Annotated in this window: 19 protein-coding genes; 4 read left to right on the top strand and 15 right to left on the bottom strand. The window is 61.8% G+C overall.

All coding sequences use genetic code 11. From position 1 onward, the window contains the following. Positions 1–11: 11 nt before the first annotated feature. Both HNP00_RS11940 and HNP00_RS11935 read right to left on the bottom strand, forming a co-directional pair. Positions 12–1,670, bottom strand: coding sequence for an MDR family MFS transporter (locus HNP00_RS11940; protein ID WP_184739285.1), 1,659 nt, complete (start codon positions 1,668–1,670; stop codon positions 12–14). Next, entirely contained in the window at positions 1,667–2,293 is a 627-nt protein-coding gene (locus HNP00_RS11935; protein ID WP_184739283.1) for a TetR/AcrR family transcriptional regulator, read from the bottom strand. The genes HNP00_RS11940 and HNP00_RS11935 overlap by 4 nt, the downstream gene beginning before the upstream one ends. 226 nt (positions 2,294–2,519) lie before the next feature. On the opposite strand from HNP00_RS11935, the gene HNP00_RS11930 reads away from it, so the two are divergent. Continuing rightward, a complete protein-coding gene (locus tag HNP00_RS11930; protein WP_184739281.1) occupies positions 2,520–4,676 on the top strand; it encodes a glycogen debranching N-terminal domain-containing protein in 2,157 nt (718 codons plus the stop codon). A gap of 580 nt (positions 4,677–5,256) precedes the next feature. Here the strand turns inward: HNP00_RS11930 and HNP00_RS11925 are convergent. The 7 genes from HNP00_RS11925 to HNP00_RS11895 form a co-directional block, all read right to left on the bottom strand. After that, a complete protein-coding gene (locus tag HNP00_RS11925) occupies positions 5,257–6,750 on the bottom strand; it encodes an aldehyde dehydrogenase family protein (protein ID WP_184739278.1) in 1,494 nt (497 codons plus the stop codon). A gap of 20 nt (positions 6,751–6,770) precedes the next feature. Next, positions 6,771–7,658: a 4-hydroxy-tetrahydrodipicolinate synthase gene (dapA, locus tag HNP00_RS11920; protein ID WP_184739276.1), complete on the bottom strand. Its 888-nt coding sequence runs from the start codon at positions 7,656–7,658 to the stop codon at positions 6,771–6,773. 50 nt (positions 7,659–7,708) lie between these two features. Further along, the gene (locus HNP00_RS11915; protein ID WP_184739274.1) at positions 7,709–9,100 is read right to left on the bottom strand and encodes an NAD(P)/FAD-dependent oxidoreductase; all 1,392 of its coding nucleotides are present in this window, start codon (positions 9,098–9,100) and stop codon (positions 7,709–7,711) included. Between the two features lie 123 nt (positions 9,101–9,223). Next, positions 9,224–10,273, bottom strand: coding sequence for a proline racemase family protein (locus HNP00_RS11910; RefSeq protein WP_184739272.1), 1,050 nt, complete (start codon positions 10,271–10,273; stop codon positions 9,224–9,226). Positions 10,274–10,321: 48 nt separating this feature from the next. Beyond that, positions 10,322–11,146: an amino acid ABC transporter ATP-binding protein gene (locus HNP00_RS11905; protein ID WP_221451420.1), complete on the bottom strand. Its 825-nt coding sequence runs from the start codon at positions 11,144–11,146 to the stop codon at positions 10,322–10,324. Between the two features lie 2 nt (positions 11,147–11,148). Next, complete coding sequence (locus HNP00_RS11900) at positions 11,149–12,162, bottom strand: amino acid ABC transporter permease (protein ID WP_184739270.1); 1,014 nt, start codon at positions 12,160–12,162, stop codon at positions 11,149–11,151. A gap of 42 nt (positions 12,163–12,204) precedes the next feature. Beyond that, complete coding sequence (locus HNP00_RS11895) at positions 12,205–13,146, bottom strand: transporter substrate-binding domain-containing protein (RefSeq protein WP_184739268.1); 942 nt, start codon at positions 13,144–13,146, stop codon at positions 12,205–12,207. Positions 13,147–13,677: 531 nt separating this feature from the next. Between HNP00_RS11895 and HNP00_RS11890 the strand changes: the two genes are divergently transcribed. Together HNP00_RS11890 and HNP00_RS11885 are read left to right on the top strand one after the other, a co-directional pair. After that, positions 13,678–14,445 (top strand): FadR/GntR family transcriptional regulator, encoded by a 768-nt coding sequence (locus tag HNP00_RS11890; protein ID WP_184739266.1) that lies wholly within the window; start codon positions 13,678–13,680, stop codon positions 14,443–14,445. Position 14,446: 1 nt separating this feature from the next. Beyond that, positions 14,447–15,184, top strand: coding sequence for a cache domain-containing protein (locus tag HNP00_RS11885; protein ID WP_184739264.1), 738 nt, complete (start codon positions 14,447–14,449; stop codon positions 15,182–15,184). 97 nt (positions 15,185–15,281) lie between these two features. On the opposite strand, the gene HNP00_RS11880 is transcribed toward HNP00_RS11885, so the two are convergent. From HNP00_RS11880 to HNP00_RS11860, 5 genes are all read right to left on the bottom strand, one after another. Next, positions 15,282–15,704 carry a site-specific integrase gene (locus tag HNP00_RS11880; protein ID WP_184739262.1) on the bottom strand — a complete coding sequence of 141 codons (423 nt, stop codon included), beginning with the start codon at positions 15,702–15,704 and terminating at the stop codon, positions 15,282–15,284. Positions 15,705–16,618: 914 nt separating this feature from the next. Continuing rightward, positions 16,619–17,077: a hypothetical protein gene (locus HNP00_RS11875; protein WP_184739260.1), complete on the bottom strand. Its 459-nt coding sequence runs from the start codon at positions 17,075–17,077 to the stop codon at positions 16,619–16,621. Between the two features lie 453 nt (positions 17,078–17,530). Beyond that, a complete protein-coding gene (locus tag HNP00_RS11870; RefSeq protein WP_184739257.1) occupies positions 17,531–18,544 on the bottom strand; it encodes an Ldh family oxidoreductase in 1,014 nt (337 codons plus the stop codon). A 4-nt stretch (positions 18,545–18,548) separates the two neighbouring features. Continuing rightward, positions 18,549–18,953: a heme-binding protein gene (locus HNP00_RS11865; protein ID WP_184739255.1), complete on the bottom strand. Its 405-nt coding sequence runs from the start codon at positions 18,951–18,953 to the stop codon at positions 18,549–18,551. A gap of 68 nt (positions 18,954–19,021) precedes the next feature. Beyond that, on the bottom strand, positions 19,022–21,070 hold the full coding sequence (locus HNP00_RS11860) for an FAD-dependent oxidoreductase (RefSeq protein ID WP_184739253.1): 2,049 nt from the start codon (positions 21,068–21,070) through the stop codon (positions 19,022–19,024). 1,183 nt (positions 21,071–22,253) lie between these two features. On the opposite strand from HNP00_RS11860, the gene HNP00_RS11855 reads away from it, so the two are divergent. Then, positions 22,254–23,171, top strand: a complete 918-nt coding sequence (locus HNP00_RS11855) for a CdaR family transcriptional regulator (protein WP_184739251.1) — start codon at positions 22,254–22,256, stop codon at positions 23,169–23,171. A gap of 989 nt (positions 23,172–24,160) precedes the next feature. On the opposite strand, the gene HNP00_RS11845 is transcribed toward HNP00_RS11855, so the two are convergent. Further along, a complete protein-coding gene (locus tag HNP00_RS11845) occupies positions 24,161–25,150 on the bottom strand; it encodes an alpha/beta hydrolase (RefSeq protein ID WP_184739248.1) in 990 nt (329 codons plus the stop codon). Positions 25,151–25,248 lie beyond the last annotated feature (98 nt).

Below are 25,248 nucleotides of genomic sequence, written 5' to 3'. Positions count from 1 at the left end.
TGTTGACCCCGTCATCGGGTAGGGCGCGAGCCAGAGACCAGTGATTGCGTCGACGAGCCCAGGGCCGATGCGGCGGCCTCATCGTCTGCATCGTCAGCCGTGATGAGGATGTTGCCTTCCGCGATCGACTCTGACAGTACGTCGTGTTCGACGGCGGTGGCCAGCGGCTTTTCCTTGACGAAGCACATCAAGGCTGCGGCGATCAGCGCCAGCGGAACCATCCAGATGAAGATGGGAGTCAACGCGTCGTTGTAGGAGGAGATAACCGACTCCTTGATTGCCGCCGGCAGCTTGCTAACCGCGGCTGGAGTGAGGGAGTTTGATCCACCGGCTGCGCCACCGCCGCTTGCCGCAGCGGGCAGGCGCTCGACGAGCAGTTCGGCCAGCCTGCTCGCGAAAAGGCTACCTACGACCGCCGAGCCGAGGGTGGCACCGATCTGGCGGAAAAAGTTGTTCGACGCAGTTGCGGTGCCCACTTGGCGAAGCGGGAACGAGTTTTGAACGATCAGAACCATGGTCTGCATGCTGAGGCCGAGTCCTAGCCCCATGACGCCCAGGTAGACGCAGATTTCCCAGAGTGGTGCCCCGGGCCTGAGGGTTGAGAGCAGGAACAACGCGATTGCGACCAGCATGCCGCCGGCAATCGGCATCCACTTGTAGCGGCCGGTGCGGCTGACCAGCTGCCCGGAGACGACCGAGGCAACCAGGAGCGCGCCCATCATCGGGATCATCAGCAAGCCCGATTCGGTGGCGTTGACGCTGAAGGCCATTTGTAGGTAGGTCGGCAGGTAGCCGATGGCTCCGAACATGGCCAGGCCGATCAGCAGGCCTGCGATCGTGGAGAGGTTGAAATTCAGGTCTTTGAACAGGTGCAGCGGGATGATCGGTTCCGCGGTGCGGCTCTCCACGAGTATGAAGGCAACGGAGCTGAGGACAGTACCGGCTATCAGGGACAGGATGATGGGATCGTTCCACTCGTACTTGCTGCCGCCCCAGGTTGTGAAAAGAACCAGGCACGTGGTTGCAATCGCCACCAGCAGCATTCCGGCGAGGTCGAGGCGCGGTTTTCCGCTGTGTTTGGGGAGTTTGAGGAAGAACACGGCGCCGGCCAGCGCCAGCAGGCCGACGGGAATGTTGATCCAGAATACCCAGCGCCAGCCCGGTCCTTCGGTAAACCAGCCTCCCAACAGCGGCCCGGCGACGGAGGCGATGGCGTAAATGCCGCCCATCATGCCCATGTATTTGCCTCGTTCCCGGGGCGGAACGACGTCGGCGATAACGGCCTGCGACAGGATCATTAGGCCGCCGCCGCCCAGGCCTTGGATGACCCGGGCGGTGATGAGAACGCCCATGTCATTGGCCAGCGCGCCGATGACCGAGCCGATCATGAACAGGACAATGGCTGCGATCAGCAGGGATTTGCGGCCCATCAGGTCCCCGAGTTTGCCATAGATAGGCATGGTGATGGTGGAGGCGAGAATGAAGGCCGTGATGACCCACAGCATGTTGTCGACGCCGTGGAGTTCGCCAACGATGGTAGGCAGCGCGGTACTGAGCACGGTCTGGTTCAGTGCCGAGAGGAGCATCGAGAGCATCAAACCAACGAACAGCAGCATAACGTGCTGCTTTTCCTGGGCTGGTGGGGCGCCAAGGGCAGGAGCGTGTTTCATGAAATCTTCCTTTGCACGTGGTGAAGAAGGGACAGAGCGGGGCCAAGGTCGGCCGTGGCGAGACCTTCGCTCAGGTCGTGATTGGGGGAGGTTATGCTGAAGCGGGCCGGTACACCGGCGATCAAAACCACCATCCGTGCGGTCTCGTTCAGGTCGAAGCCTTCGACACCGCCGGACCATGAAGGATCGCGTTCGAGCAGAGCGGCAACGGCTTGGCAAACCAGCGCCTCGGCCTTGGCCATGTACTCCATCTGACGCCGGATCAGACCGGGATTCTGGCGCATCAGCTCGCGGAACCGTGCCGCATCCGTGTCCCCGATTGCCGTCCGGGCCACTGTCACCAGCAACCGCGATACCTGGCCTAAAAGGCCGCTGTCGGCAGTTAGCCGCGACGAGAGGTCAGGATCCAGAAAAGGTTCCCGCAGGCCCAGGATCGCGTCCTCCTTGGTCTGGAAATAATTGAAGAACGTCCGGGGCGAGATCCCGGCGCTGTCCGCGATCGCCTCCACGGTGGCCTGACCCGCTCCGTGCTGGTGGGCAAGCTTCGCGGCGGCCTCATGGATGACTGCCCAGGTCTCGGCCTTTTTGCGTTCCCGCAGACGAGGAGAAAGAGTATCGCTCATGGAGAAATCGTTGCACAGCTGCATTATTTGCACAAGTGCAAGTTTGCATCAATGCACTTTTCTTGCGTTGGAAGAGGATGGGGAGCTGGGCCCAGCCCTGTGAGTCATCGCCCTATCTGGAATCCGGGAGCAGGCAGGAGTAGCGTCAATCGGAGAATACGGCGGCGACGGTCAACTCCCCTACCCAGGGTCGAGGAGCCAGGCATTACTCTTTGGAGGGTCCCGAGTGGCTGGATGGAATGCTGACACGGCCGCTGGTCCTCTCGGGCCCGGGACCGTCACTTTGGTTGAGGGATCTTCATTCTGCATCTCCTCGCCGAACGGGGATATCCATCCCGAGCATCCGCATGGTGTCTTCTTCGAGGACACTCGCATCCTGTCCCACTGGAATCTGACCGTTAATGGCCAGACGATTGAGCCGTTGGCGGCGGAGACCAAGGTACCGTACCGTGCACTGTTCGTAGGGCGCATTCCTCGCTCGGACGGATACGCGGACAGCCCACTGATCGTGGAGCGCCTGCGCGAAGTGGGGGCTGGGATCCAGGAGCAGGTCACCGTCCGTAATTACTCCCCGGGACCGGCCGAATGCGAAATCTCGTTGAGGATCGGGACGGATTTCGCCGACCTTTTCGAAGTCAAGGAGGCCCGGATCCAGCGGCGCTGGGAGGAAACGCGCCAAGCGCAAGGCGACTCGCTGATGATCACGGCTGCCTGGCAGGATGTCCGGAAGGGCATTGTTGCCCAGGCGCCTGGCGCCGACGTCGCGCCGGATGGCCTTACGTATCGGTTCTCCCTTGCGCCGCACGGCCAGTGGAGTACGGTCCTCACTGTGGTGCCCAGCATCGAGGGAGTCGGTCTCGCGACGCCGTTCGTCCATCCTGACGGGGACGAATTGTCACCCCGGGACCGGCGCCGGCAGGAGTGGGTGGCGAAGATTCCCGTGCTGCACATGGGAAACCGCTCCATCGAACGGACTTTGCGGCGCAGTTACGACGACCTCGGCGCCCTTCGCATCGAGGATCCGAACCATCCGGACCGGGTCGTGGTGGCCGCTGGCGCGCCCTGGTTCATGACCCTCTTTGGCCGCGACTCGCTGTGGGCATCGGAAATGTCGCTGCCGGTGGATCCCTCTCTGGCCCTCGGCACACTGCAGACACTGGCCGACCGCCAAGGCACTGTGGTGGACCCGATGAGCGAGGAGGAGCCGGGCAAGATCTTGCACGAGGTCAGGCTCGATGTCTCCAGCGGGTTGGCACTCGGCGGCAAATCCGCCTACTACGGCAGTGTCGACGCGACTCCGCTTTTCGTGACGGTGCTGGGAGATGTAAGTCGCTGGGGATTCGCCAAGGACACCATCGCCGCGCTCCTCCCCCACGCGGACCGGGCGCTGGAGTGGATCCGTGATTATGGTGACAAGGACGGCGACGGGTTCGTTGAGTATGAGCGCCTCAATGACCGGGGGCTGATCAATCAAGGCTGGAAGGACTCCTGGGACGGAATTAATTTCGCCGACGGCAGCCTGGCCGAACCTCCTATCGCGCTCTGCGAGGTCCAGGCCTACGTCTACGACGCCTACTTGGCGCGCGCCTGGATGGCGTACGACGTCGGCGATGCGGCTTTGGGAACTGAACTCGCTGAGCGAGCAGCGCTATTGAAGAAGCGGTTCAATGAGCAATTTTGGATGCCTGACCGCGGCTACTACGCTGTCGCACTGGACCGCAAGAAGCGGCAAGTCGACGCCTGCGCCTCCAACATGGGCCATTGCCTGTTGTTCGGCCTCCTCGATGAGGACAAGGCGCCGCTCGTGGCAGAACGGCTCATGTCCCCCGAAATGTTCAGCGGCTGGGGCGTGCGGACACTGTCAAGCGACATGGGCGCATACAACCCAGCGAGCTACCATAACGGTTCGGTCTGGCCGCATGACAATGCAATAATCGCGGCGGGGCTGATGCGCTACGGCTTTGTGGCGGAGGCGCAGCGGATCTCCTCGGCCCTCTTGGAGGCGGCCGAATTCTCCGATGGCCGGCTGCCGGAACTGTTCTGCGGCTTCGACCGGGAGCAGTTGGCATCACCTGTCCCCTACCCCACAGCATGCTCGCCACAGGCCTGGGCAGCCACCACACCGATCCAGCTGATAACGAGCATGATGCGGTATGACGCGCATGTCTCCCGCGGTGGTTTCTGGATGGATCCCGCCCTGCCGGAGTCCTACGGCGAGCTGCACATCAGCAACGCGCCAATGGCCGGTGGCCGGATCACAATCGATATTGCCAATTCCGTACCATCCGTCCATGGACTGCCTGACGGGATGGAATTCCACCAAGGGCACCGGCCGTGGCTGACCGAACTCGTCGAACAGGCCGGACTAGGCCGAGAGGATTGAGGTCGCCCGCGCCTAACCGGCCGGAAAATCCGTCGCAAGTGCCTACTCACGCAATCGCAGTCTGTTGGACCGTGACAGCGGACTGCCCGCGACACCGATTGACGGGCCAATTACTTTACCACCCCGCGGTCCTGGCCAAGTTGCCGAACATCTCCGGCGTGGTTGGCTTCAACGCCGGCTCGTCTAAATTCTGCCGCGTCCGTCGCGAGCGGTTTTCAGGGCTCCGGGAGCTTAGGCCCTTCGCGAAGTCTTGGTGGACGCCGGTGCGGTCCTCTGTTGCCAGGCTTCATAGAACTCAGCCTTCTCGAAGAGCCTTCGGTTCTGTGCAGGGGGCCGCAGCCAAAGGATTCTTCCGTCCTCGGTGACGGCATCGACCTGTCCGCTGCAGACCGCGACCCCTGCTGGCGGAACGCGGGCCTGGCCCCGATAAGGAGAACCCAGTCCGTGATGCAGGTCCATGCGCCCTGTTGCCCTTTCATGGTGGGGGTTCTTCGCATTTACGCCAGCCAGACCGGAGCGGCAACGGTCATGCACCCGGGAAACCGGGTGCATGACATTAGCGGCCATGTGGAGACCAGCCTCAGCCGTGGTTGTACATGACGTGTTTGGTGCGGGAGAAGTCCTCGAGGGCGTAGATGGAGAGGTCCCGGCCGTAGCCGGAGCCTTTGAAGCCGCCCCAGGGCATTTCGTTGGCGATGACGAGGTGTGAATTGACCCAGACGGTGCCGAAGTCAAGGCTGCGGGGAACGGAAAGCGAGCGGGCGGCGTTGGTGGTCCACACCGAGGCTGCAAGCCCGTAGATAGTTTCATTGGCCCGCGCGACCGCTTCCTCGTCGGTGCTGAAGGTTTCCACCGACACGACCGGGCCGAAGATTTCGGTGCTGGTGATCGCGGCGCCGGCAGGTACGTTGCTCACGACGGTGGGTTCGATGAAGTAGCCCCGGCCCTCGATGGCGTTGCCGCCGACGGCGATGGTCAGGCCGTCGTTGCGGATGTCCTGAAGTGCGGCGAGGACCCTGTCGTAGTGGGCTTTGGAGATCATGGAACCCATTTCGACTTCGTCGCCCGCGCCGGGGGTGCCGACGGAGATCTCGCTGACCTCCCGGACGAGCAGTTCGGTGAACTTCGCTGCGACCGATTTGTGGACGAGGACGCGGCATGCCGCGCCGCATTCCTGTCCGCCGTTCCAGAACCCGGCGGAGCGGACGCCTTTGGCGGCGGCCTCCAAATCGGCGTCTTCGAACACGACGACGGGTGCTTTGCCGCCCAGTTCCAGGTGCACGCGCTTGACGGTGGAGGATGCGCTGGCGGCGACCTTCTGGCCACTGCCCACGCTTCCGGTGATGGCGACTAGGTCCACGTCGGGATGTTCCGAAATCCGGTTTCCCACCACCCGTCCGGAGCCGGTGACGATATTCAGGACACCGCCCGGAACCTCCGCGGCGATCAGTTCGGCGAGTTTGAGTGTGGTCAGCGGTGTCTGCTCTGACGGTTTGAGCACCATGGTGTTGCCGGCCGCGAGGATCGGGGCGATCTTCCAGGCGGCCATCAACAGCGGGTAGTTCCACGGGGTGATCACGCCGACGACTCCCACCGGCTCGCGGAGGATCACCGAGGTGTGGTTCTGGGCATAGTCGCCGGCGCCGGGGGTGGTGAACGCGCGGGCGGCGCCGGCGGAGAACCTGAAGGTGTCGATTGCACTCGAGATATCGTCTTCAGCGACGGCGGCAGGTTTGCCGGTGTTGGCGGCTTCGAGGGTTTCTAGGAGTTCGCGGTTGGCCTCGATGATGTCGGCGATGCGAAGCAGGACCGCGGACCAGTCCTGGGGAGTCTTCGCTGCCCAGTCCGTTTTGGCTGCGACGGCAGCCGCGACGGCGGCGTCGACGTCTTCCTCGGACCCGGCCGGGACTTGCATCAGGATCTCTTCAGTGGCCGGATTCACCACATCGACCATTGACGCCGAGCTGGACGGAATGAACGTCCCGCCGATGAACTGGCCGAACGGAGGAAGGGACGCCGCAGGCGTCTCTTCCGCTCTGCGGACGGTAAACGGTGCTGTGTCTGTGGCGGTCATGGTTTCCTTCGGTCCTGTCGTTACTTCTGGTTGAGGGCGGCCAGGGCGTGCTTGACCCGGGCGAGGTCCTCGGCGTTGAGGTCAGCCGTGGGACGGCGGGGCGAGCCGGCCGGGAGCCCCTGCAGGGCGAGGCCGGCCTTGACGGAGGCGATGAACGGTACGGAGAGCAGCGCGTCGAGGACCGGGTAGAGCTGCTTCCAGAGTTTCAGGGCGCCGGTGAGGTCGCCTTCGGCGATGCGGCGGCTAACGGCGACGATTTCGTGGGGTACGACGTTGGCAGTGCCGGCCATCACGCCGGCGGCACCTTCGGCCAGGGCGCTGTAGAGGTAGGCGTCCCAACCGATGAAGGTGCCGATGACGTCGCTGTGGTGGTGGATCAGCTGGAGGGCCTGTTCCCAGTTCGCGCTCGAGTCCTTGATGTACAGGATGTTCTCCACCTCCTCAGCCAGCGAACGGACGGTGGCCGGGTCAAGGTTGACCCCGGTGACCGCCGGGATGTTGTAGAGCATCACCGGGATGGTCACGGACCGGGCCACGTCCTTGATGTAGGTGACCGTTTCGGCCAGGGACAGCGGCTCGTAGTACGGGGTAATCAGCATGAGCACGTCCGCGCCCGCCCTCTCGGCCGTCTGCGAGAGCCGGATGGCTTCGGCGGTGGAGGTGGCGCCGGTCTGGGCGATGACCGGGACGCGGCTGTCCGCCTGGTCGATGACGGTCCGGATGAGGAGCAGGCGCTCCTCGGAAGACAGGGCGCCGACCTCGCCGGTCGATCCTGCCGCGACGACGCCGTCCACGCCGGCGTCGATGGAGCGGTCGACGATCCGCCGCAGGGTCTCGACGTCGAGGGTGCCGTTTTGGTCAAAGGGAGTGGACAGTGCGGTGAGGACGCCTTTGAGATGCGTTGTCATGGTGTTTGTTCTCCTTGGTGGTGGTTCGAGGGCTGGCGCGGGTGAAAGGATCAGGTGCCTGTGGCCAGGCGCAGGGTCGGGGCGGCGGTCCCCTGTTTGTCCGTGGCGAGCAGGCTGGCGGCTTCCTGGGCTGCCGAGAAGCCGGTGGTGATGGAGCTTTCGGTGTAGAGGGTTCCGAGGAAGTCTCCGGCGAGGAACACCCGGTCCGTGCCCCGCATGAGCGTGGACTGGAGCTTGGCCCGGCCGGGGAAGCAGTAGGGGGACGCGACCTTCCACCGGTCCGTCTTGGCCTCGACGACGCTGTCGGCGAAGCCGTGGCCGAGCACCTGGTTGAGGTCGGCGAGGTGGGTGGCGATGACTTCCTCGTCGCTCTTCTCCAGCAGTGCCCGTCCCAGGCTGGCCGGGGAGAACGTCATCAAGCTACCGCCAGGCTTCCTCACTGACTCGGTACCACGGACGATGCTTGCCTGGTTCAGGGCGATCGCGAACGAGCGTTTCGGGGCCGCGATGGCGTAGATGTCATCCCACGGCCGTGCTGTCGTTTCGTTGGTCAGGAAGGCCGTGCTGACGTGCGGGCCGTATTTGATCTGGTTCAGTGCACTGCGCAGGTCCTCCGGTAGGTCCACTCCGATCTTGTGTGAGACGTCGGCGGTGGTTGCGAGGATGACGGTACGGGCCTCCACTTCACGGTCCACGCCGTCTTCGCTGTACCGGACGAGGACGGAGTTCTTCTTGTGGGTCACTTCCTGCACGGTGGCTCCGAGCTGGATGTGGTCGCCCAGGGCGGCCGCAATGGACTCGGTCAGGGTGGACGGACCGCCGACGATGCCCTGGCTCAGGCCCTGGCCGATGCCGAGGACCAGGCTGAAGTACCCGATGCCGGCGCCGGCAGAGATCTGGTCCATGTCCCCGGCGGAGCGGGTAACGGTGGTCTTGAACAATGCGGCCGCGTCCTCGGACAGGTTGCCGATGAAGTCCTGGAACGAGCTGTCATTTTCGAAGTCGTAGATGCGCTGCTGCCGCATGGCGCCGGATTCCCCGGAACGCTTCCGCACCACACCGGTGTACTTGGCAACGCCGGCAACGACCTTCAGACCGGCCCGCAGAGTGTCGATCCGGGACGTGAAGGACATCGGAATGCGGAACGGGTAGGTGGCAATGTGTCCCTCGCGAATGAACTTGCCGTGCATGGACAGCGCCTGGAGGGATCCGGGGATCTGGACGGCCGTCACTCCGACTTCATTGAGCAACGCGTCCGTGGACGAGCCGGCCCCGGCGAAGACGTGCCCTCCCCAGTTCAACCAGTAGGCGCCCCGGCGTTCAGAGCGGATCCGCCCGCCGACGCGATCGCCCGCCTCGAGCAGGAGTGTGTCCCAGTGGCGGAGGCGCCATCCGGCCGAAAGACCGGCGAGACCAGCACCGATGATGACTACATCTTTCATGGTTTGAACTTTCCTTTTCGAGGATCTGTGGTGCCGGCTGCCTTGTGCACGGGGGTAGGCGCTCTAGGCAGTAAGAGCAGGTAACGGTCGGTGGGGTGTACGGGCTAACGCAGGCAAGCGGAATTATGAGGTGACCGTGCTGCTGCTTCGCATCCAGCTGTCGGAGAGCACGTATCCCAGCGGAAAGGGATCGCTTGGGTCCAGGCCGACCTGGGACATGTCGGTGATCCAAGCTTGCCCGGCGACGCTGGGCACGACTGCGTCGTACCCGCCGACCGTAGTCAACGACTCGATTGTGCTCTCGAATCGGCTGCCGATCAGCGACTCGTGAACGAACTTTTGTCCGGGGACGATGAGTTTACGGGCGTCCATGACGGCGAGCCGGGCAGAGGTACCCGTTCCGCATGCGCACCGGTCAATCCTCCCTGGAGAGACGACGACGGCATTCTGGGAATAGATGACATCGCCTTGGCGCACCAGGGGTTTGGTGAACTCGGTGTTGGTGATCCCGGCGAACTTCGGATTCTCCGGGTGGACCGTCACGAGTTGCTCGGCGGCTGCCGCCTTGATGCGCTGGCCCATTAGACATAGATCCCTTGCCTCATCCGGCACCAGATCGAATCCAAGGCTTGCAGCATCGATGATGGCGTACGCCATGCCGCCCCACGCCGCGTCCAAGGTGACGGTGCCAAGACCGGGTACTTCGACCTTGGCATCCAACTCGTAAACGAAGGCCGGCTGATTCGTGAAACGGACGCTGAGCACTTTCCCGTCCCGGCACTCGCAACGCAGATGGATGAGGCCTGCAGGTGATTCCAGGGTGAGCTCGGTGACCGGTTCCTGCATCGGCACCATGCCGGTCTCCAGCAGGACTGTGGCGACGGCGATCATGTTGCCGCCGGACATGACCGGGTATTCTTCAGACTCCATGATGACGTATCCCATGGCCGCAGCGGAGTCGGACGAGGGAAGGACCACGTTGACTGACCGGATCATGGATCCGCGGGGCTCCTTCAGCAGAAGCTGCCTGATGTCGTCGCGTTCCCGCTCGAGGTAAAGGCGTTTTTCAAACATGCTGTTCCCGGGAACGTTGCCGACACCATCGACAACCACGTTGCAGACTTCGCCGCCAACGTGGCACCCCACGATGTTGAAAAGTTTGCTAAAGCGCATTCGAATTCTCCAGGTGTGAAAGTAAATCTCTTCTCAGGAGCCGAGCCGTCATTGGACAGGAGTGTCCCGGCGTTCGTTGAGGCTGCGAAGGAAGGTCTTGGTGGCCTCGGCCTGGGGATTGTCGATCACCTGCGATGGTGGGCCTTGCTCTGCGACACGTCCCTCGGCCATGAAGACAACCTCGTCCGCGACTCCGCGGGCAAACCCGATCTCATGGGTCACCACGATCATGGTCATGCCGCTTCGCGCCAGCTCTTTCATGACCTCAAGAACCTCGCCGACGAGCTCGGGGTCGAGCGCTGAGGTGGGTTCATCGAAGAGCATCACCGAAGGCTTCATGACCAGTGCCCGTGCGATGGCGACCCGCTGCTGTTGGCCTCCCGAAAGAGTGCTGGGATAGACGTTGGCCTTCTCGGCCAAGCCTACGCTGGTGAGCAGCTTCATCGCCTCATCGCGTACCTCATGGGGGGATCGCCGCAGGACCCGGCACGGGGCCTCAAGCAGGTTCTCCAGGACGGTGAGGTGCGGAAACAGGTTGAAGGATTGGAAGACCATGCCTGTGGTCGCGCGTTGGCGGGCGATTTCGTTCGGTCGCAGCTCGTGAAGCTTCTCGCCCTTGAGGCGGTATCCGACGACTTCGCCGTTGACCAGGACTGCTCCGCCGGAAGGCTTTTCGAGGTGGTTGATGCATCGCAGCATGGTCGACTTGCCGGAGCCTGATCGACCGAGGATGACGACGACCTGACCAGGGTAGACGTCCAGGTTGACAGACTTGAGAACCTCGAAGTCACCGAAGCTCTTGCGCAGTTCGACAATCTTCACGATGGGATCGGACTGATCCCTCACGTGTTCCGTGTGGGCGATGGTGGCCATGATTAGCCCTCCTCGGCAGTGGTTGATGACAATGTCGTACGGACGCGCTTACGGGGCATCCCCAGTCCGAGGATCCGGCCACGCCCCGGAGTGGTGCTCTGGCCTGCAACCCCGCGACCGTAGTATCGCTCGATGCGCTGCTGGAACAGTGTCAGGATGCTGGTGCACAGCAGGTACCAGAACGAGACAACGATGAGAAGCGGGATGGTCTCGAAGGTCTGGGTGTAGATCATCTGGGCGGAGTAGAGCAAATCAGGCAAGGCGATCACGCTGACGAGCGAGCTGTACTTGAGCATGCCGATGACCTGGTTGCCCGTCGGGGGCACGATCACCCGCAGCGCCTGGGGCAGGATGATGCGTCCGAACGCCATCACGTTGTTCATGCCCAGGGCCGCGGCCGCCTCGGTCTGGTGCTTGGGCACCGAGAGCAATCCTCCCCGGACGATCTCGGCCATGTAGGCAGATTCGTGCAAGGCCAGGCCTACCAGGGCAACTGTCCACAATGAAAGCACCAAATTGGTGGAGCCCCCGATCAACTCCGGCCCCCCGAAGGGGACGCCAATGCCGAGCCGCGGGTAGAGCGCCGAAAGGTTGTACAGGAAGATGAGCTGGATCAGCAATGGCGTTCCGCGGAAAAACCACAAGTATGCGCCGGCTACAGCCTGAAGAACCTTGTTCCCCGACAGTCGGCACGCTGCCAGCAGGATCCCCAGCACGATCGCCATCGTCATGCTCACGACGGTCAGGATCAGGGTCCGGCCCAGCCCCGCCATGATCTCCGGGAAGAACAGGTAATGCCACACGGTCGGCCACTGGAAGTTCTGGTTGGTCACCATCGAGTGGGCCAGGTTCGCGACGACCAACAACAGGAAGACAGCGGCGACCGTCCGGCCGTGGTGACGCAGCGGGACGGTCTCCCTCGCCAGGGTCTCCTGATCGGCGGTCAATGCAGACGTGGCGCTGACCGCGTTGGACGGCGTGTGTTGCGGGTGCGTCTTTGCTTTAGCGCTTTCCATAGCAATTACTGCCTTTCGATTCTGTACGACCCCGTCTGAGGGTCAGCTGCTCGGGGCCGGGACGATCTCGGATTTGTCCACGGCACCAAGACCGCCGTTGAGCTGGTCCAGGACCTTGGCCAGGACGCCGTCCTTGATGAGCTTGTTCGTGGCGGCCTGGAAGGCCTTGGCGAGCTGGGCCGTGTCGGCGTTGTTGGCCAGGGCAAGCCCCGTCTTGATCTCCGGGCCGAAGCCGAGCTTGCCCAGTTTGAACTGACCCTTGGTCTGATCCACCGTGTAGGCGGCCTGACTGCCGCTAGCCAAGGCGGCATCGACCCGGGACTGGCTAAGCGCGAGGTTGACCTGAGCCTGTGTCTGGAAAGTTTCGACTGTGGTCGAGGCCCCGCCGGAAGACTTGCACTCGTCAGCCATGGACTGGGCGGTGGCTGCTTCGGAGGATCCGAGGGAGGCCCCGATCTTAAGCCCGCACACGTCGCTTGGCTTGTCGAAGCTGGCCTTGGGTGAGTCAGCCTTGACGATGAATGCATCCTTCGAGACGTGGTTAGTGACGAATGTGACCACCTTGGTCCGGTCCGGGGTCACGTTGATCTCCCCGGTAGCTGCGTCATAGCGGGCCGCCTGCAGTCCGGGGATGACGCCATCGAAGGGAATGATCTTGAAGTCAACTTTCAGGCCAAGCAGGGCCGCTGCCTTACGGGTAAGCTCGATGTCCCAGCCCGTCACCTCGCCGCCTCCTGAGGGTTGCATGACTGCTGGCGCGTAAACCGCTGCGGCGACTGTCAAGGTCCCCTTGTCACGGATCGAGGCCGGCAGCATCTTGACCAGCGTGGAGTCCGTGCTGGGCGTGGCATCCGCGCTGGACGTACCTCCAGCAGGCTGGGCCTGCGGGGAAGAACCACACGCGGACGCTCCGAGCAGGGTAGTGACGACGATGGTAGCCGTGAGGGTGCCCCGCGTCATGCGGGAGAACGGGCGAAGGTTCATGGTCTCTCCTGATGTGAGTGTCGTTGATATCTATCCGCCAGAGGTGGCGAAGCGGTACTTGCATAGCCAAATCCGTTTAGTGCGGCTGGCGGCCAACGCATTCGACGCGTCCCGTTCCTGCGATATATGAAGTAGATCACAGGAATACCTCATAAAGCAATAGTTTAGGTTTGTATGTTTTAGATCGCGCTGCACAAGTGAAACTTCCCCCGGCGCAGTGAGGGCGCCGGTCCGGATGGCTGATTCCAGCCGCGAGGGGCAGGATCGGATGACCATCGAGAGGCGCCGATACGGTCTGCAATTACGGCAGTTGACGGAGGCTCAGCGGCTAGGATCCTCAGAGCGAACGCCCCCAGAAGCACGGCGCCGGCATCCACGACCAGCCAGGCGTCAGCATTCAACTCGCCTGCATTAGCCGCTCCAGTAGTTACGAACGGCCAATGAATGTGTAAAGATTCAAGGTAATAGGGAACCGGTCCGTAATCCGATCCCCTCACTAGTAGCAGGAGGGGTGCCGAGAAAATGCAGAGCATGGCAATCTCCAGTCGCGCCCTTGACCTGCTCCTGCTGCTGCGCGGGAGCGAACCCGAAGGACTCGGTCGCGCAGACCAGGTGTCCTACCAGATTGAAACCGCGATCCTGATGGGGATTCTGACCGAAGGCGACAGGCTCCCGACAGAGTCGGTACTTGCAGCAGAGCTCGGTATCTCCCCAATCACCCTTCGTCAGTCACTTGCCGCCCTCCGCACTAAAGGCCTGATCGAAACAAGCCGTGGCCGCAGCGGCGGCAGCGTAATCCGCCGCCAGATCGAACTTACCGACACACAGCTGCAGCATAAGCTCAAGGACACGAGCACTGAGGCCCTCAGGGACTTGGGGGATTTGGGGGCCGCTATCGCGTCAATGTCTGCCCGCCTTGCCGCCAGCCGCGCAGGTCCGCAAAACGTTGAGGATCTGGAAAATCTGGCAAAGCGCCACCGGGACACTCTCGATGAACGCGCCCGGCGACGAATGGACAGCCGGTTCCACGTGTCCGTCAGCATAGCCGCGCAGTCAAGCAGGCTGACCTCGGCCGCCCTTCAACTCGAAGCTGAACTGATGACACTTTGGTGGGGTCTCCCGGTTCACTCTGGGAGCCAGAACTCACTGGTAAAACAGCACATGGCAATCGTCGATGCGATCAGAGACAGGGACGCCGACGCTGCAGCCCGCGCAGCTGAGCACCACAGCCGAAGCGAGATGGAATATCTGATAGAGCAGCACCTCGGGCTGACGATGCGAACCGAAGAAGGTGCTTGACATGGAGACCCCGATGGAAGCCCTGGAGCGGACCGCCACCATCCTCTCCTCCAGCATCAACGGCCTGTTCACGGATCTGGAAAAGATTGCAGACGCTGTCACAGCGGTCGCCAATGCCGCGCCCGAAGCCCCCCGGCGAAGCGAATTCCTGTTCCTCAAACAAGAGCTGGCTGACTTCATCAAACTGAACTCCGACCTCATAAACGGCGCCGGGATCGCCTATGCAACCGGCAGCCTCCCCGAGACTCCGCATTGGCTGGAATGGTGGAGGGGCCAGCCCAAAGGCGGCCCCCGCTTCGTCACCCACGACCTCAACCCCGACTCGCTGAGCTACTACGACTACACAACCCGTGAATGGTTCACGCTCCCAGCCTCCACCGGCCAGCCCGTGGCCGTCGGCCCCTACGTCGACCTCGGCGGCATCAACGTCAACATCATCACGCTATGCGTGCCTGCCCCCACCCCCCAAGGTACCCACGTCCTCGGCTGCGACCTTACCCTCGCTAAGCTGGAGAGGGTCTTCCTGCGGGCGCTTCAACTTCGCGAACCGGCGGTCATCCTGCTTGGACCCAACGGCAGGGTCATCACTTCCAACAACGCCCGCATCGCTACCGGCACCCTGCTCCTGGAGGAGGACGCACAACGAGTCGCCGCATCACTTGATGTCTCCGCCGGCCATCCCAGCCGCCTTCCATGGAAGCTGATCAGCCTTCACGATAAAGCTCGAATTGGCTCGTAGCCCGGCACTGCCAGAGGAACCGAATAACCGTGACTTGCTAACACACCGACAACGTCCGAACGTCGGACACACTCTATCTGTAAGTAGGTTCTTCAAATCACTTGCCGGTTCGACTTGGTTTGCCAGGAAGGATAGCTGGGATGCCGAGGTTGGGTAGGCCCAGCCACGCCATCCGTTGTGCATCTGCGCGTTTGTCTTGGAGGAAACGCACGGTGAGGTCGATGCCTTCGAGCTCACCGAGCCACCCTTTTTGTTTCGGCCAGCACACGCCGGGTGGTGAGGTCTTCATTGATCTCATCGAGGCGGCCGCCCGGTATTCCCGCGCAGGGCGGGCGGGCCTGCGCCCGGCAAGGTGTGCCTGGTAGTGCCGGATAACGTCCTCCTGGAAGACGGTGACGTTGCTATGGGTGGTCTGCACGTCCAGGTCGCCAAGGAGGGCGGCACCGATGTGGATCTGCGGGCCGTGGTTGACGAGGTCGGTGGCGAACAGACGGCGGAACTCGTGCGGTGTAAACCGCAACCGGCCAGCGACGGGTGCTCGACTGCCAGGGTGTCGCTGAGGTTGGCCAATTCAGCGCGCAATGTTTCGGGATTGATGACCTCGGTGCGCTGCCCGACCGTGCGCTGGAACAGGAACGGTTGCGGTTCACTCGTGATTCGTTCGTACTTGTCAAAGCGCGTCGCCAATGGCACGCCCCGCCGGTTCCGGGTGAGGCGGCGGATGTTGGTCGCGACCAGATGGAACAGTTCGGCGGTCATCGGGATCACGCGCTCACGGTCGGTCTTGGACCGGGCGACCACCAACTGGGCCACGACCTCCCCGTTGGGCCTGGCATAGTGGCGGACGCTCAATTGGGATAGCTCCAGGAGTTCCTCGCAACGCAGCCCGGTGTGCCGCAAGGTCTCAAGGGCTGCCCACTGCCAGAACGCGACATCCTCGGCGAACGAGACGTCGACCTTCCGTCCGGTCGACTCATCGAGCACCCGGATGTTGGCCCGGTCGTGACGCTCGGCGTGCCGGGCGTCACCGACGGTGAAAAGCCGCCGATAGTGTTTCGCTCCGACCGTAGGTTCCTGGTCGGGTTCGGCGTCGGTCGCTGCGTTCAGGAGGTCCTGCAGGTGGTCCGCGGGCGGTCACAGCGGCCTCGAAGGCGGCAGCCGGGTAGAAGGCCCGAATCGTCGTCAGAACTGCGTCCGTGCTCAGACGCGGCTGCCCGTCGCCGCGGATCTCCAGGACGGCCCGCCAGCTTCATAACCTTCCCGCGCGAGGGCGAGATCCGCCTGGGCGGGCTTGACCTTCCGTACACCGGTCCAGAACTTCCGGCAAAGTTTCGCTGCGATATCCCGCAAAGTCGAATGGTCGATGTCATGGCTGCGCCGCGTCAGGTAAGCCACGAACAACGCGTGATGTCCTGGTCGCTGATGTTGTGCCGGTCAACGAGCTCTGCAGGCGTCATCGCCGGGGCACGCATTGCTCCGCGCAACGTGGCAGGAACGTGCGCGGGGAAGTGACCGGACTCGGCCATCACGCCAGGCAAGGCGACCGACGTCGGACTCGTAACCAGCGCCCCAGCCGCCGTCGCGGGTGGCGATCGCATAATGAAGCAGCGCTTCCGTGCTCAGATCCGCGAGAGCTATGCCCTCGGTCGTCAACGCGGCAGCAACATCGAAACGGGCACACCGCTTGAAATGCCCCGAGGCTTCGTGCCCGTCGACCAATGCCAGAAACCGCTCCAGATCCGGATCATTCTGCGCAACCTCGAAATGTTCGTGATAGCGCACGAAGCTGTTGACCCGGAACGCCGCCAACGACGGCCGGATCACGCGCAGGCAACACAGCAACATCAGCGAATGCCCCAGCTCCCCGTCCAGACGAAGATCCTCTGCGGTCAATTCCCTGATCCTGCGGTCACCGTCGTTCAGGCCCGATGCCACCCATCGTTGCACCGAGGATCCAGGTGATGGTCGAGGATGGCCGGGCGATGCCGGCCGAGCCCAGCGTCGCCTGGGGCTGGCCGGGGCCGATCTGAACGCTGATCGCCAAAGTGATCAACCCGAAGAGACCGATCTGGTTCTTTGGATGGGTGTCGCTCTGTTCGTGCGTCGTCCCGTTGAACGGCTGAGGTTTCCTACGAGGTAAGTCCTTTGTCGCGCTGGTCTGCAGGGTAGCCGCGCCAGGTATGCCGCGGCTTCCAGGATTGTTCTCTTGTCACATCATTGGACTGGCGCCCAGGTCCCCGTTCAGCCGATGGACGAGCACAGTGATGATGTCCGGCAGGCATCAAGCTTCGCTGACAGTTGCGTGAGGTCACCAACATCTCCACCGTGTACAACTGCTAAAAGAAGCTAGCCCGCCCGAGCCCACAGTCTCTCAAACACTTGAACAGGAAGATCGCAGGTCGCTGGAAACGGCCTCGATGTCCGCCCACCACCGGGCAACCGCACATCGAAATCGTCGCGTAATCGATCGAGGTGGAGCGAAAGACGCGTGGAGAAATTGGCGTCGAAGAGATTCGGGTCAAGACACACCAGGAACATCCCTACAGACGGGCCACTGTCGCCTGAGTCGAAAGGCGAGGCGTCCAGAGACCAATTCCCTCCCGACATGGCCGAGAGTATTTCGATCATCAGGGCAATATTCGAGCCTTTGTATCCACCGAACGGTAAGAGGACTCCGTCAAGGGCTGCCTCAGCATCCGTAGTCGGGGCACCTTCATGATCCAGAGCCCATCCCGGCGGTATCGATCTCCCCAATCGCGCGGATTCTCGGACATTCATGAACGCCGTTTGGCTGGATGCCTGATCGATTACAAGCGGCGACCTTTCCGCTACCGGCGCTGCGAAGGCCATGGGATTCGTTCCCAAGACTGCGCTCGCCGAGCCCCCTGCCGACATCAGTGCTGACGAATTGGCCGTGGCAAGCGCAATCAAGCCGTGCGATGCCATTCGCTCGACGAAGTAGCCGAGTGCGCCGCAAAAGTAGGCGTTCTTCTGGCTGAATACTGCTACGCCAAAGTTTCTGACGGCAGCGGCCAGTTGGTCGACCGCAAGGTCGAACGCAATGTGGGGAACGCCGCCGTCGCCATCCGCGACGAAAGTGACTGGGCTCGGTCGTGTGATCGAGGGCCGGGGCCGCCCCTTGATGCGCCCGTCGCGGAGCGCATCGAGGTAGTCAAATAGGTGGGTGATGCCCTGGTTTGGTTTGCCGTTCCTTTCGGCATACACGGCGGAAGCCGCGAGCGAATCTGCCGTTGCTGGATCACCGCCGTGTCTAAGCACGGCACGGCGGCAAATCTCTACCAACCTGGATGCATTTGTCGTGGCCCGCAGGGCTCTCCGTACATCCTTTTCTGCAGTCATCAGATTATTTGAGTGAAGCGGCCCCGGCGGCGGCAACTGCATGATCCTGTTCGCCGGATCCGCCGCTGACACCAATGGCCCCAATGACTTCGTCCCCTCGGGTGAGCGGAATTCCACCGGCAAAGATCATGATCTTCCCCCCGTTGCTGGCATGGATGCCATAGAACTGACCTCCCGGTTGTGAGTTATCTCCTAGGTCCTTTGTCTGGATGTCAAAGGCGCGGGACGTAAAGGCTTTTTTGATCGAGATGTCAATGCTGCCGATCCAGGCGCCGTCCATGCGGACGTGGGAGATAAGGTTTCCGCCAGCGTCGACCACTGCGATGTTCATCGGCTGGCCGATCTCCTCTGCATGCTTTTCAGCGGCGGCAATGACGGTTCGTGCTTCAGCAAGGGTGGGTGAGTTCATCAGGTTCTTCCTAGGTGACTTATTGACTTTTGACACTGGGGGAGGTGACGCCGGTGGGTGAAATTGCCCTAAACCAGCGCCCCGATTCGAGCGCCTTCTGCCGTCGCGTCATCAAATCCGCGGGGAGAAAGTGCATCTCCCACCAGATGGACCGGCAGAGACGGTGCCGCTTCAGCGATCTTCTGCTTCAGCTGGTGCGTCCCTTGCCGGTGGCCGGCGATCACCAGGATGCCGACGTCGGAAATCTGCGTCATGGTGCTGGTCAGCACGTTTTCCAGAGTGACATTATGGTCGTGAGCGGCGTGGAAGCGGACGTTCGTGAGGATCGTCGGATGGGCTGCCTCAAGCTTGCGGTGAACGAACGGAAGGACCGTTCCGTCGACGTCTCCTGCGACCATTTGAAGCGGGGTGGCTATGACAACCTTCCAGCCGGATTCGGCGAGGGCTACGGCGGCTGTCGGCCCGCAGAGTCCGTTCTCTTCGTCAACGATGACCGCGGTCGCTGCCTCGCCTGGAGTCGGTGTGTTGACGATAACATCATCGGCATCATGGGCGTCCACGGACGACGAGGTCAGGAACGCATCCCGCAGTTTCGAACCCGTCGCCAGGATGACTTCATCGGGCTCGCGTTTGAGAATTACTTCGGCGGTCGCCTCGATGCCATACAACACCTCTACTCCTGCGTCTTCGATTTCCGCGAGGAGGAAGTCGAGATACCGCTGCCAACTCGGCCGCCACCCAAATTGTGCATTGACGCTGGCGCGCCCGCCACCCTTCGGGGCCTTTTCGAGGACGGCAACATTGTGGCCTCTCAATGCTGCTGATCTGGCTGCCTCGAGTCCGGCCACACCGGCCCCGACAATGACTACCCTCTTTGCCCGGGGCGCCGGTGTCAGGTTTCCCAGTTCCGGTTCCCGAATCGCTGGATTGACCGAACAGCGAACTGGCAGGCCGTTGTAAAGACGTCCAATGCAGCCTTGGTTGATGCCGATGCACGGACGGATTCGCTTGCCCGAAGCAAGCTTGTTGGGAAGATCCGGATCGGCAATGATGGCGCGCGTCATTCCGACGAGATCCACGCCGTATTCCCTGATCGCGTTCTCCGCATGTTGCCCATCGAGGATCCTTCCAGCAAGAATCACCGGGATGTGCACCTGGCTCTTGACCTGCGCGGCAAGCTCCCCGAAGGGTACCTCCCGGACGAAGTCGGAGCCCATCGCGTACGAAAGAGCCTGCTTAGTCATCGCTGCCCCGCCGGTCAGGCTCAAGAGGTCGACATGGCCTGAACTGGCCATTCTGATAGCGATCTCAGACAATTCCTGGGCACCTAGGCCAACTTCATCAGTGCCGGAGCGGTGGTCAAGCGTCATCCTGAAACCAACGATGAACTTTTCGCTGACCGCTGCCTTCACTGCAGCGACAACCTCTAGGCCGAAACGCATGCGGTTCTCAAGCGACCCACCATATTGGTCCGTGCGATTGTTGATTTTCGGGTCCCAGAACTGTTCGATGAGGTGACCGAAGGAAGTGACTTCGCACCCGTCCCAACCGCACGCCTCCAAACGTTTAGCGACCTCGACAAAACGACCGGTCAGAGCCTGGATTTCCGTGGTGGTGAGAGGAATAGGTACTTCACGATGTTCGGGTTCCGGGATATCGGAAGGACCGCGCACCGGGATCCCGGAAGCGCGTGAATCACCCCGTCTTCCCATGTGGGTGATCTGAGACATGACCAAACCGCCATGTTTATGTACCCCATCGGCAAGCGCCCGCAATGCTGGCTCGTTCGTGGGGTCCCAGAGAGCGATGGCGCCATACGAGGCTGCCGTTGAGGGATCTACGCTGGCTGATCCAAAGGTCATGACAAGCCCACAGCCGCCAGCAGCTTTACGCACGTGATAGTTGATCTCCGCCTGCGTTATGGTTCCACTCGGCTTGTCCCACCCCGTTGCATGTGGAGTGGAGACGATCCGGTTGCGGACAGTCTTGTTACCGATCGTCAGCGGGCTGAGGAGCAGCGAATAGTCATCTTGGGCTTGCTGCGAAGCAATCACGGAAGCGATATCGCCACCGGATCCCATCGAGATGGTGAGGTCGTTGCGGGTTTCCATGGTCATGAGACGAGCTACTCCTTTGCTATGAGCGCGAATTAGTGTCGGAAGCTGGCAGACCAGCGCATGCTGTCCCGATGCAACCACAATCGCCCTTGTGGAGGATTCTTGTAATCGCTGGGCACGCGCGGACTATCAATCAGATGGCGATAACGCGTATCCGCCGTGGACTCCAGGAATTTGGCCAAAATCTTGAGGTTCCATGCGACCCAGTGTGGCGAGCATCACCGTTTGGCCGATGGTCGATCGTAACGCTGTCGTGCTTACGACTGCTTCAACCCGAGAAAGGAACACAGCGGGAGGTTTTCGACAATAGTCGAAACTTGCGTTCGCCGTGCCGCGTCGACATTTGCCAAAGGAGGCCTAGATGGCCTGCGGGCCATCTAGTCCGGGGGCCGATGGGAATTACGTGGTCGAATCGGCCATGTGGGCTGCACATCGCCCAAGGCATACATATTGTGAACGTCCGCCCAAATGAAATCGGAAATCTCAGCAACATCACCATCGGCCTGTGACGCTGTCTTGGACAGCGCAAGCATCGTCGCATCGACGAGGCGATCACGCCATGGGCCATCTTCTAAAAAGCTCGGCAGCCCGAAGGAAGGGCACAGCGCTTTCCTGCAGTGACAGCCAAGCCCAAGTCCGGGTCATCTGCGTGGCCACTTTGACAGCCGCTTCAACTTCGATAGCCCCGCCCGCATGCACCTGGCCCAACTCAATGGCCTGTTCATGAGGTGTGCGGATCTCGAATATCCGCCCAGTTCGCACTTCCTCGCTGCCAACCAGGAGGGGCAGGTCATAAGCTGTGGAGAGGACCTCTGCGAAGGCGGCTTCGAGCCGTGCCCTTTCAGGAGATCCGGTTTGTATTGCCGACTTGTGACCAGCTTCAGTTTCTTGGACAGCTAGTGGCATCATAAGTGGTCTTCAAGTTTATCGGAGTGGTAGTTCGAAATATCGTAGGTCGACAGGCAGCGGCGGACCCTCGTCGGGACGTGGAAAAGCGAATCATCCTCTTCGACCGCTCTAGGACCGCCAACCAAAAGAGTGGAGTTCCCAAGTGGCCGACAACGGCGACGTCCAGACAGCAGTTGAACGTTTGGCGGCTGCATTGAATCTTTCGGTACTCATTGAGGATCGGCATCAACGCCCAATATGGTGGAGCACGCGTGGGCCCGTTGACAAGACACGCATGTCGACCATTCTTGATCGGCACGTCGACCCGCAGGCCGCCGAGGTCGTAAGACGCTTCCAACTCGATCAAGTGGCGCACCCCGTCCGGACACCTGCTATGCCGGATCGGGGCATGTGGGCCCGATGGTGTGTTCCGGCGCGGCACGAGGGCCACTTGACCGGCTACTTGTGGGTCCTAGATCCGGACGCAACGGTTACCGAGGACGATCTTGATCCGCTCATTGAGTGCGCGGACCTCGCAGCGAGCGTCCTTGCCACCAGAGTGAGCTTTGCCGATGACCTGCGTCGCCGGCGCGACGAGCTCATTGACATCTTGCTTGATCGCGCTGATGTCAGTACCGCCAGCGAGCTCGCGCGTTTGGAGCATCTACCCCACGACGTCGAGATCCAAGTCGACGCACAACATCGAGCCGGCGGCTGGCTCTTGCCCGGAGGAATGAGCGCTCGCCCCGTCACGCGTCTGCGGAGAGCTGCAACCAGCGGGTCACCACTCCCCCTCGTCGAACTCCGGCTTGCCGTAGCCAGGGCGAGGGCCACCCTCACTGCCGTAGCTGCAGGAGCCCAGCTGGATCCCGTTTCGTGGGACCAACTTGGCGCATGGCGCCTGATCGTGGATGCGCCGGATTCACTTCGGCCTGTCGATCTGCACCCGGGCGTCGAGGCCATCCTCGCACAGCCACGGGATGAACTTCTGGTTACCGCACGTGCAGTCCTCGACTATGGAGGAGATGTCAGCGCTGCGGCAGACGAGCTTCACGTCCACCGCACCACCCTGTACTACCGGCTCGATCGCATTGAAGAACTCACCGGAGTCAACCTACGACTTGGGCCCGACCGGACCCATCTTCAGCTGGCCCTTTGGCTTGATGCCTACCGCCGGGCTTCCGCACGAACCGAGCCACCTCGGCTGGTGTAGCTCCATTACGGCGCTTTGCGTTGCCTTTCGAATTTTGTCGAAACTGGAGTCAGGGTTCCTGTTGTCCATTGAAGAGATCTCCATCACGCCGTTCGTACGATCGAACATGCGCCCTGACGTAGTGCCTCGATAACCCAGTCGATCCAATTTCCAGGGTAGTGACATCGACTTCTAGCGTTGTTGGTGCCGGTACGTCCGGTTGCATCGTGGCGTCGCGTCTGTCGGAGGACCCGAGGATACGGGTTCTTTTGGTGGAGGCTGGCGGGTCGGATCGGAATCCCATCATCACGATGCCAGGCGCGCTGCCGTTCGTGTATCAGAACAAGCGGATCGGGTGGGGGTATCAGTGCGGGCCCGAGCCTTTCGCGCACGGCAAGACCGTTGACGAGAAAGCCGGCAGGGTCGGTGGCCATCTTCAACCACCTGGAGCTGTGACTTTCGGCGCTATTTGGCGGTGTTTCGTGATCGATAAATGGCGCGCAGAGCCACGGAGCGAGGCGTGGCCTAATCCCTTTCGTCTCGTATTCCTAGCGATTCGAGACGGGAAGGCTTCGAGACACCGAGTTAGATGGGAACCCTGGACAGGACGGTTTGGGGTAGGCAAACTGACCTCTGACCTCTCCCATAACCTTCTGGGAGGGACGTGGCCAAGCAGGCCAGCCGTTGGGGCCGGGAACGAGTCCAGCGAATTTCTTTCCAGCTGCCCCGAATCCAAGGTCGGGAGAAGCCCCACGTGCCCGAATGGTGACCGTTCAGTTCTGGAGCCCCTACCTTGCCTTGTTTGTCCTAGGCGTGTTCATCTAGCAAAGCTTCGGATTCGGCAGAACCTATGATGGGTCGCCTGCTACTAACTGGGGCATGATCTGCGGGACACAAGATGCAAGGCACGGTCTGCGATAACCGTCCTGCTGCGGCGGTAGCGGAACTATTCGTGATCACACTACCGCCGACGCAGTTCACGGCTTTTCGACCATCGCTGACAACGGCTTTTAGCCTGCCTTTTCGGAACGTGCTGTTGAGTCGCCGTCGAACATGTCTCGCAACCAGGAATTCCTCGTTCTGGCGGCCTGCTCAGCAATTCGTGATCGTGGGGCGAGAAGCTCGAACCCATGTGTGCCGCCTGGCCACACGTGCAGCTCGGCGACACCGCCGTCGGCCCAAATTTGGGAAGCGAAGGCCACATTTTCATCGCGGAAAACCTCCGCGGACGCGACATCGATGTAGGTCGGGGGCAGGCCGGAAAGGTAAGTGGCGCGGGCGGGAGCGGCGTAGATAGAAACTTCGTGGGTTCCTCGGCGATCGCCGAGAAGGGCGTTCCACGCTGTGACGTTACTTTCCCGGTCCCACAATCCCACGCCATCGAACTGCAGGGTCGAGGTCGTGGAGTCGCGGTCGTCGAGCATGGGGTAAACCAGAAGCTGACCAAGAATGGCGGGACCGCGCCGGTCGCGAGCCATAAGTGATATTCCTGCTGCCAACCCGCCTCCAGCACTGTTACCCGTGACCAGGATTCGAGTGCCGTCGATTCCGAGCTCGCCCGCGTGATCGCTTATCCACACAAGTGCCGCGTAGCAGTCTTCCACAGGTGTGGGGTCAGGGTGCTCTGGCGCAAGGCGATATTCGACAGTGGTCAGGATGGCTCCGTGATCGATTGCCCACGGCAGCACAGCCGAGATGCCGGTAAATCGATCCCCCATGACCATGCCGCCGCCGTGGAGGTGGAAGATACATGGGGCATCGGAAGCGGTGCCGTCCGGGACAAAAATGCTTAGCTCGATTTCTGTCCCCCCGAACCCGGGGATAACCAGATCCCGGCGGGTTATGGCAAAACCGCTGAGGTCTTCCCTGAAGGTAGCGGTGTGGGCACGGCCAGCTTCGATTCCTTCAGGCAGCAGAGTCATCGTTATCTGCCCGCTGAGAGTGTCGATTACGGCAGCAACATCAGGGATATAGGGCGGGCGCGAGAGGGTTGAGGTCATATCTGGCTCCTTTTAGTGGGGAAAGTTTCCCCAAGAGATGTACGAATTGTGAAGACTGCCTGGACGGCAGGTCGATTCCGGCCATCCCGCCAATCAGC

The organism is Arthrobacter sp. AZCC_0090 (assembly GCF_014207375.1).
GTDB lineage: Bacteria > Actinomycetota > Actinomycetes > Actinomycetales > Micrococcaceae > Arthrobacter.
The sequence above is the reverse complement of the archived record's forward strand: the minus strand, read 5'-3'. Positions and strand labels throughout refer to the sequence as shown.

What these genes read in the sequence shown, in the direction of transcription:
- dapA (WP_184739276.1), bottom strand. Translation starts at nt 7,658, where the DNA reads ATGACAACGCATCTCAAAGGCGTCCTCACCGCACTGTCCACTCCCTTT.
- HNP00_RS11860 (WP_184739253.1), bottom strand. Translation starts at nt 21,070, where the DNA reads ATGACCATGGAAACCCGCAACGACCTCACCATCTCGATGGGATCCGGT.
- HNP00_RS11895 (WP_184739268.1), bottom strand. Translation starts at nt 13,146, where the DNA reads ATGAACCTTCGCCCGTTCTCCCGCATGACGCGGGGCACCCTCACGGCT.
- HNP00_RS11865 (WP_184739255.1), bottom strand. Translation starts at nt 18,953, where the DNA reads ATGAACTCACCCACCCTTGCTGAAGCACGAACCGTCATTGCCGCCGCT.
- HNP00_RS11885 (WP_184739264.1), top strand. Translation starts at nt 14,447, where the DNA reads ATGGAGACCCCGATGGAAGCCCTGGAGCGGACCGCCACCATCCTCTCC.
- HNP00_RS11890 (WP_184739266.1), top strand. Translation starts at nt 13,678, where the DNA reads ATGGCAATCTCCAGTCGCGCCCTTGACCTGCTCCTGCTGCTGCGCGGG.
- HNP00_RS11905 (WP_221451420.1), bottom strand. Translation starts at nt 11,146, where the DNA reads ATGGCCACCATCGCCCACACGGAACACGTGAGGGATCAGTCCGATCCC.
- HNP00_RS11910 (WP_184739272.1), bottom strand. Translation starts at nt 10,273, where the DNA reads ATGCGCTTTAGCAAACTTTTCAACATCGTGGGGTGCCACGTTGGCGGC.
- HNP00_RS11900 (WP_184739270.1), bottom strand. Translation starts at nt 12,162, where the DNA reads ATGGAAAGCGCTAAAGCAAAGACGCACCCGCAACACACGCCGTCCAAC.
- HNP00_RS11870 (WP_184739257.1), bottom strand. Translation starts at nt 18,544, where the DNA reads ATGACTGCAGAAAAGGATGTACGGAGAGCCCTGCGGGCCACGACAAAT.
- HNP00_RS11915 (WP_184739274.1), bottom strand. Translation starts at nt 9,100, where the DNA reads ATGAAAGATGTAGTCATCATCGGTGCTGGTCTCGCCGGTCTTTCGGCC.
- HNP00_RS11855 (WP_184739251.1), top strand. Translation starts at nt 22,254, where the DNA reads ATGTCGACCATTCTTGATCGGCACGTCGACCCGCAGGCCGCCGAGGTC.
- HNP00_RS11845 (WP_184739248.1), bottom strand. Translation starts at nt 25,150, where the DNA reads ATGACCTCAACCCTCTCGCGCCCGCCCTATATCCCTGATGTTGCTGCC.
- HNP00_RS11925 (WP_184739278.1), bottom strand. Translation starts at nt 6,750, where the DNA reads ATGACCGCCACAGACACAGCACCGTTTACCGTCCGCAGAGCGGAAGAG.
- HNP00_RS11935 (WP_184739283.1), bottom strand. Translation starts at nt 2,293, where the DNA reads ATGAGCGATACTCTTTCTCCTCGTCTGCGGGAACGCAAAAAGGCCGAG.
- HNP00_RS11940 (WP_184739285.1), bottom strand. Translation starts at nt 1,670, where the DNA reads ATGAAACACGCTCCTGCCCTTGGCGCCCCACCAGCCCAGGAAAAGCAG.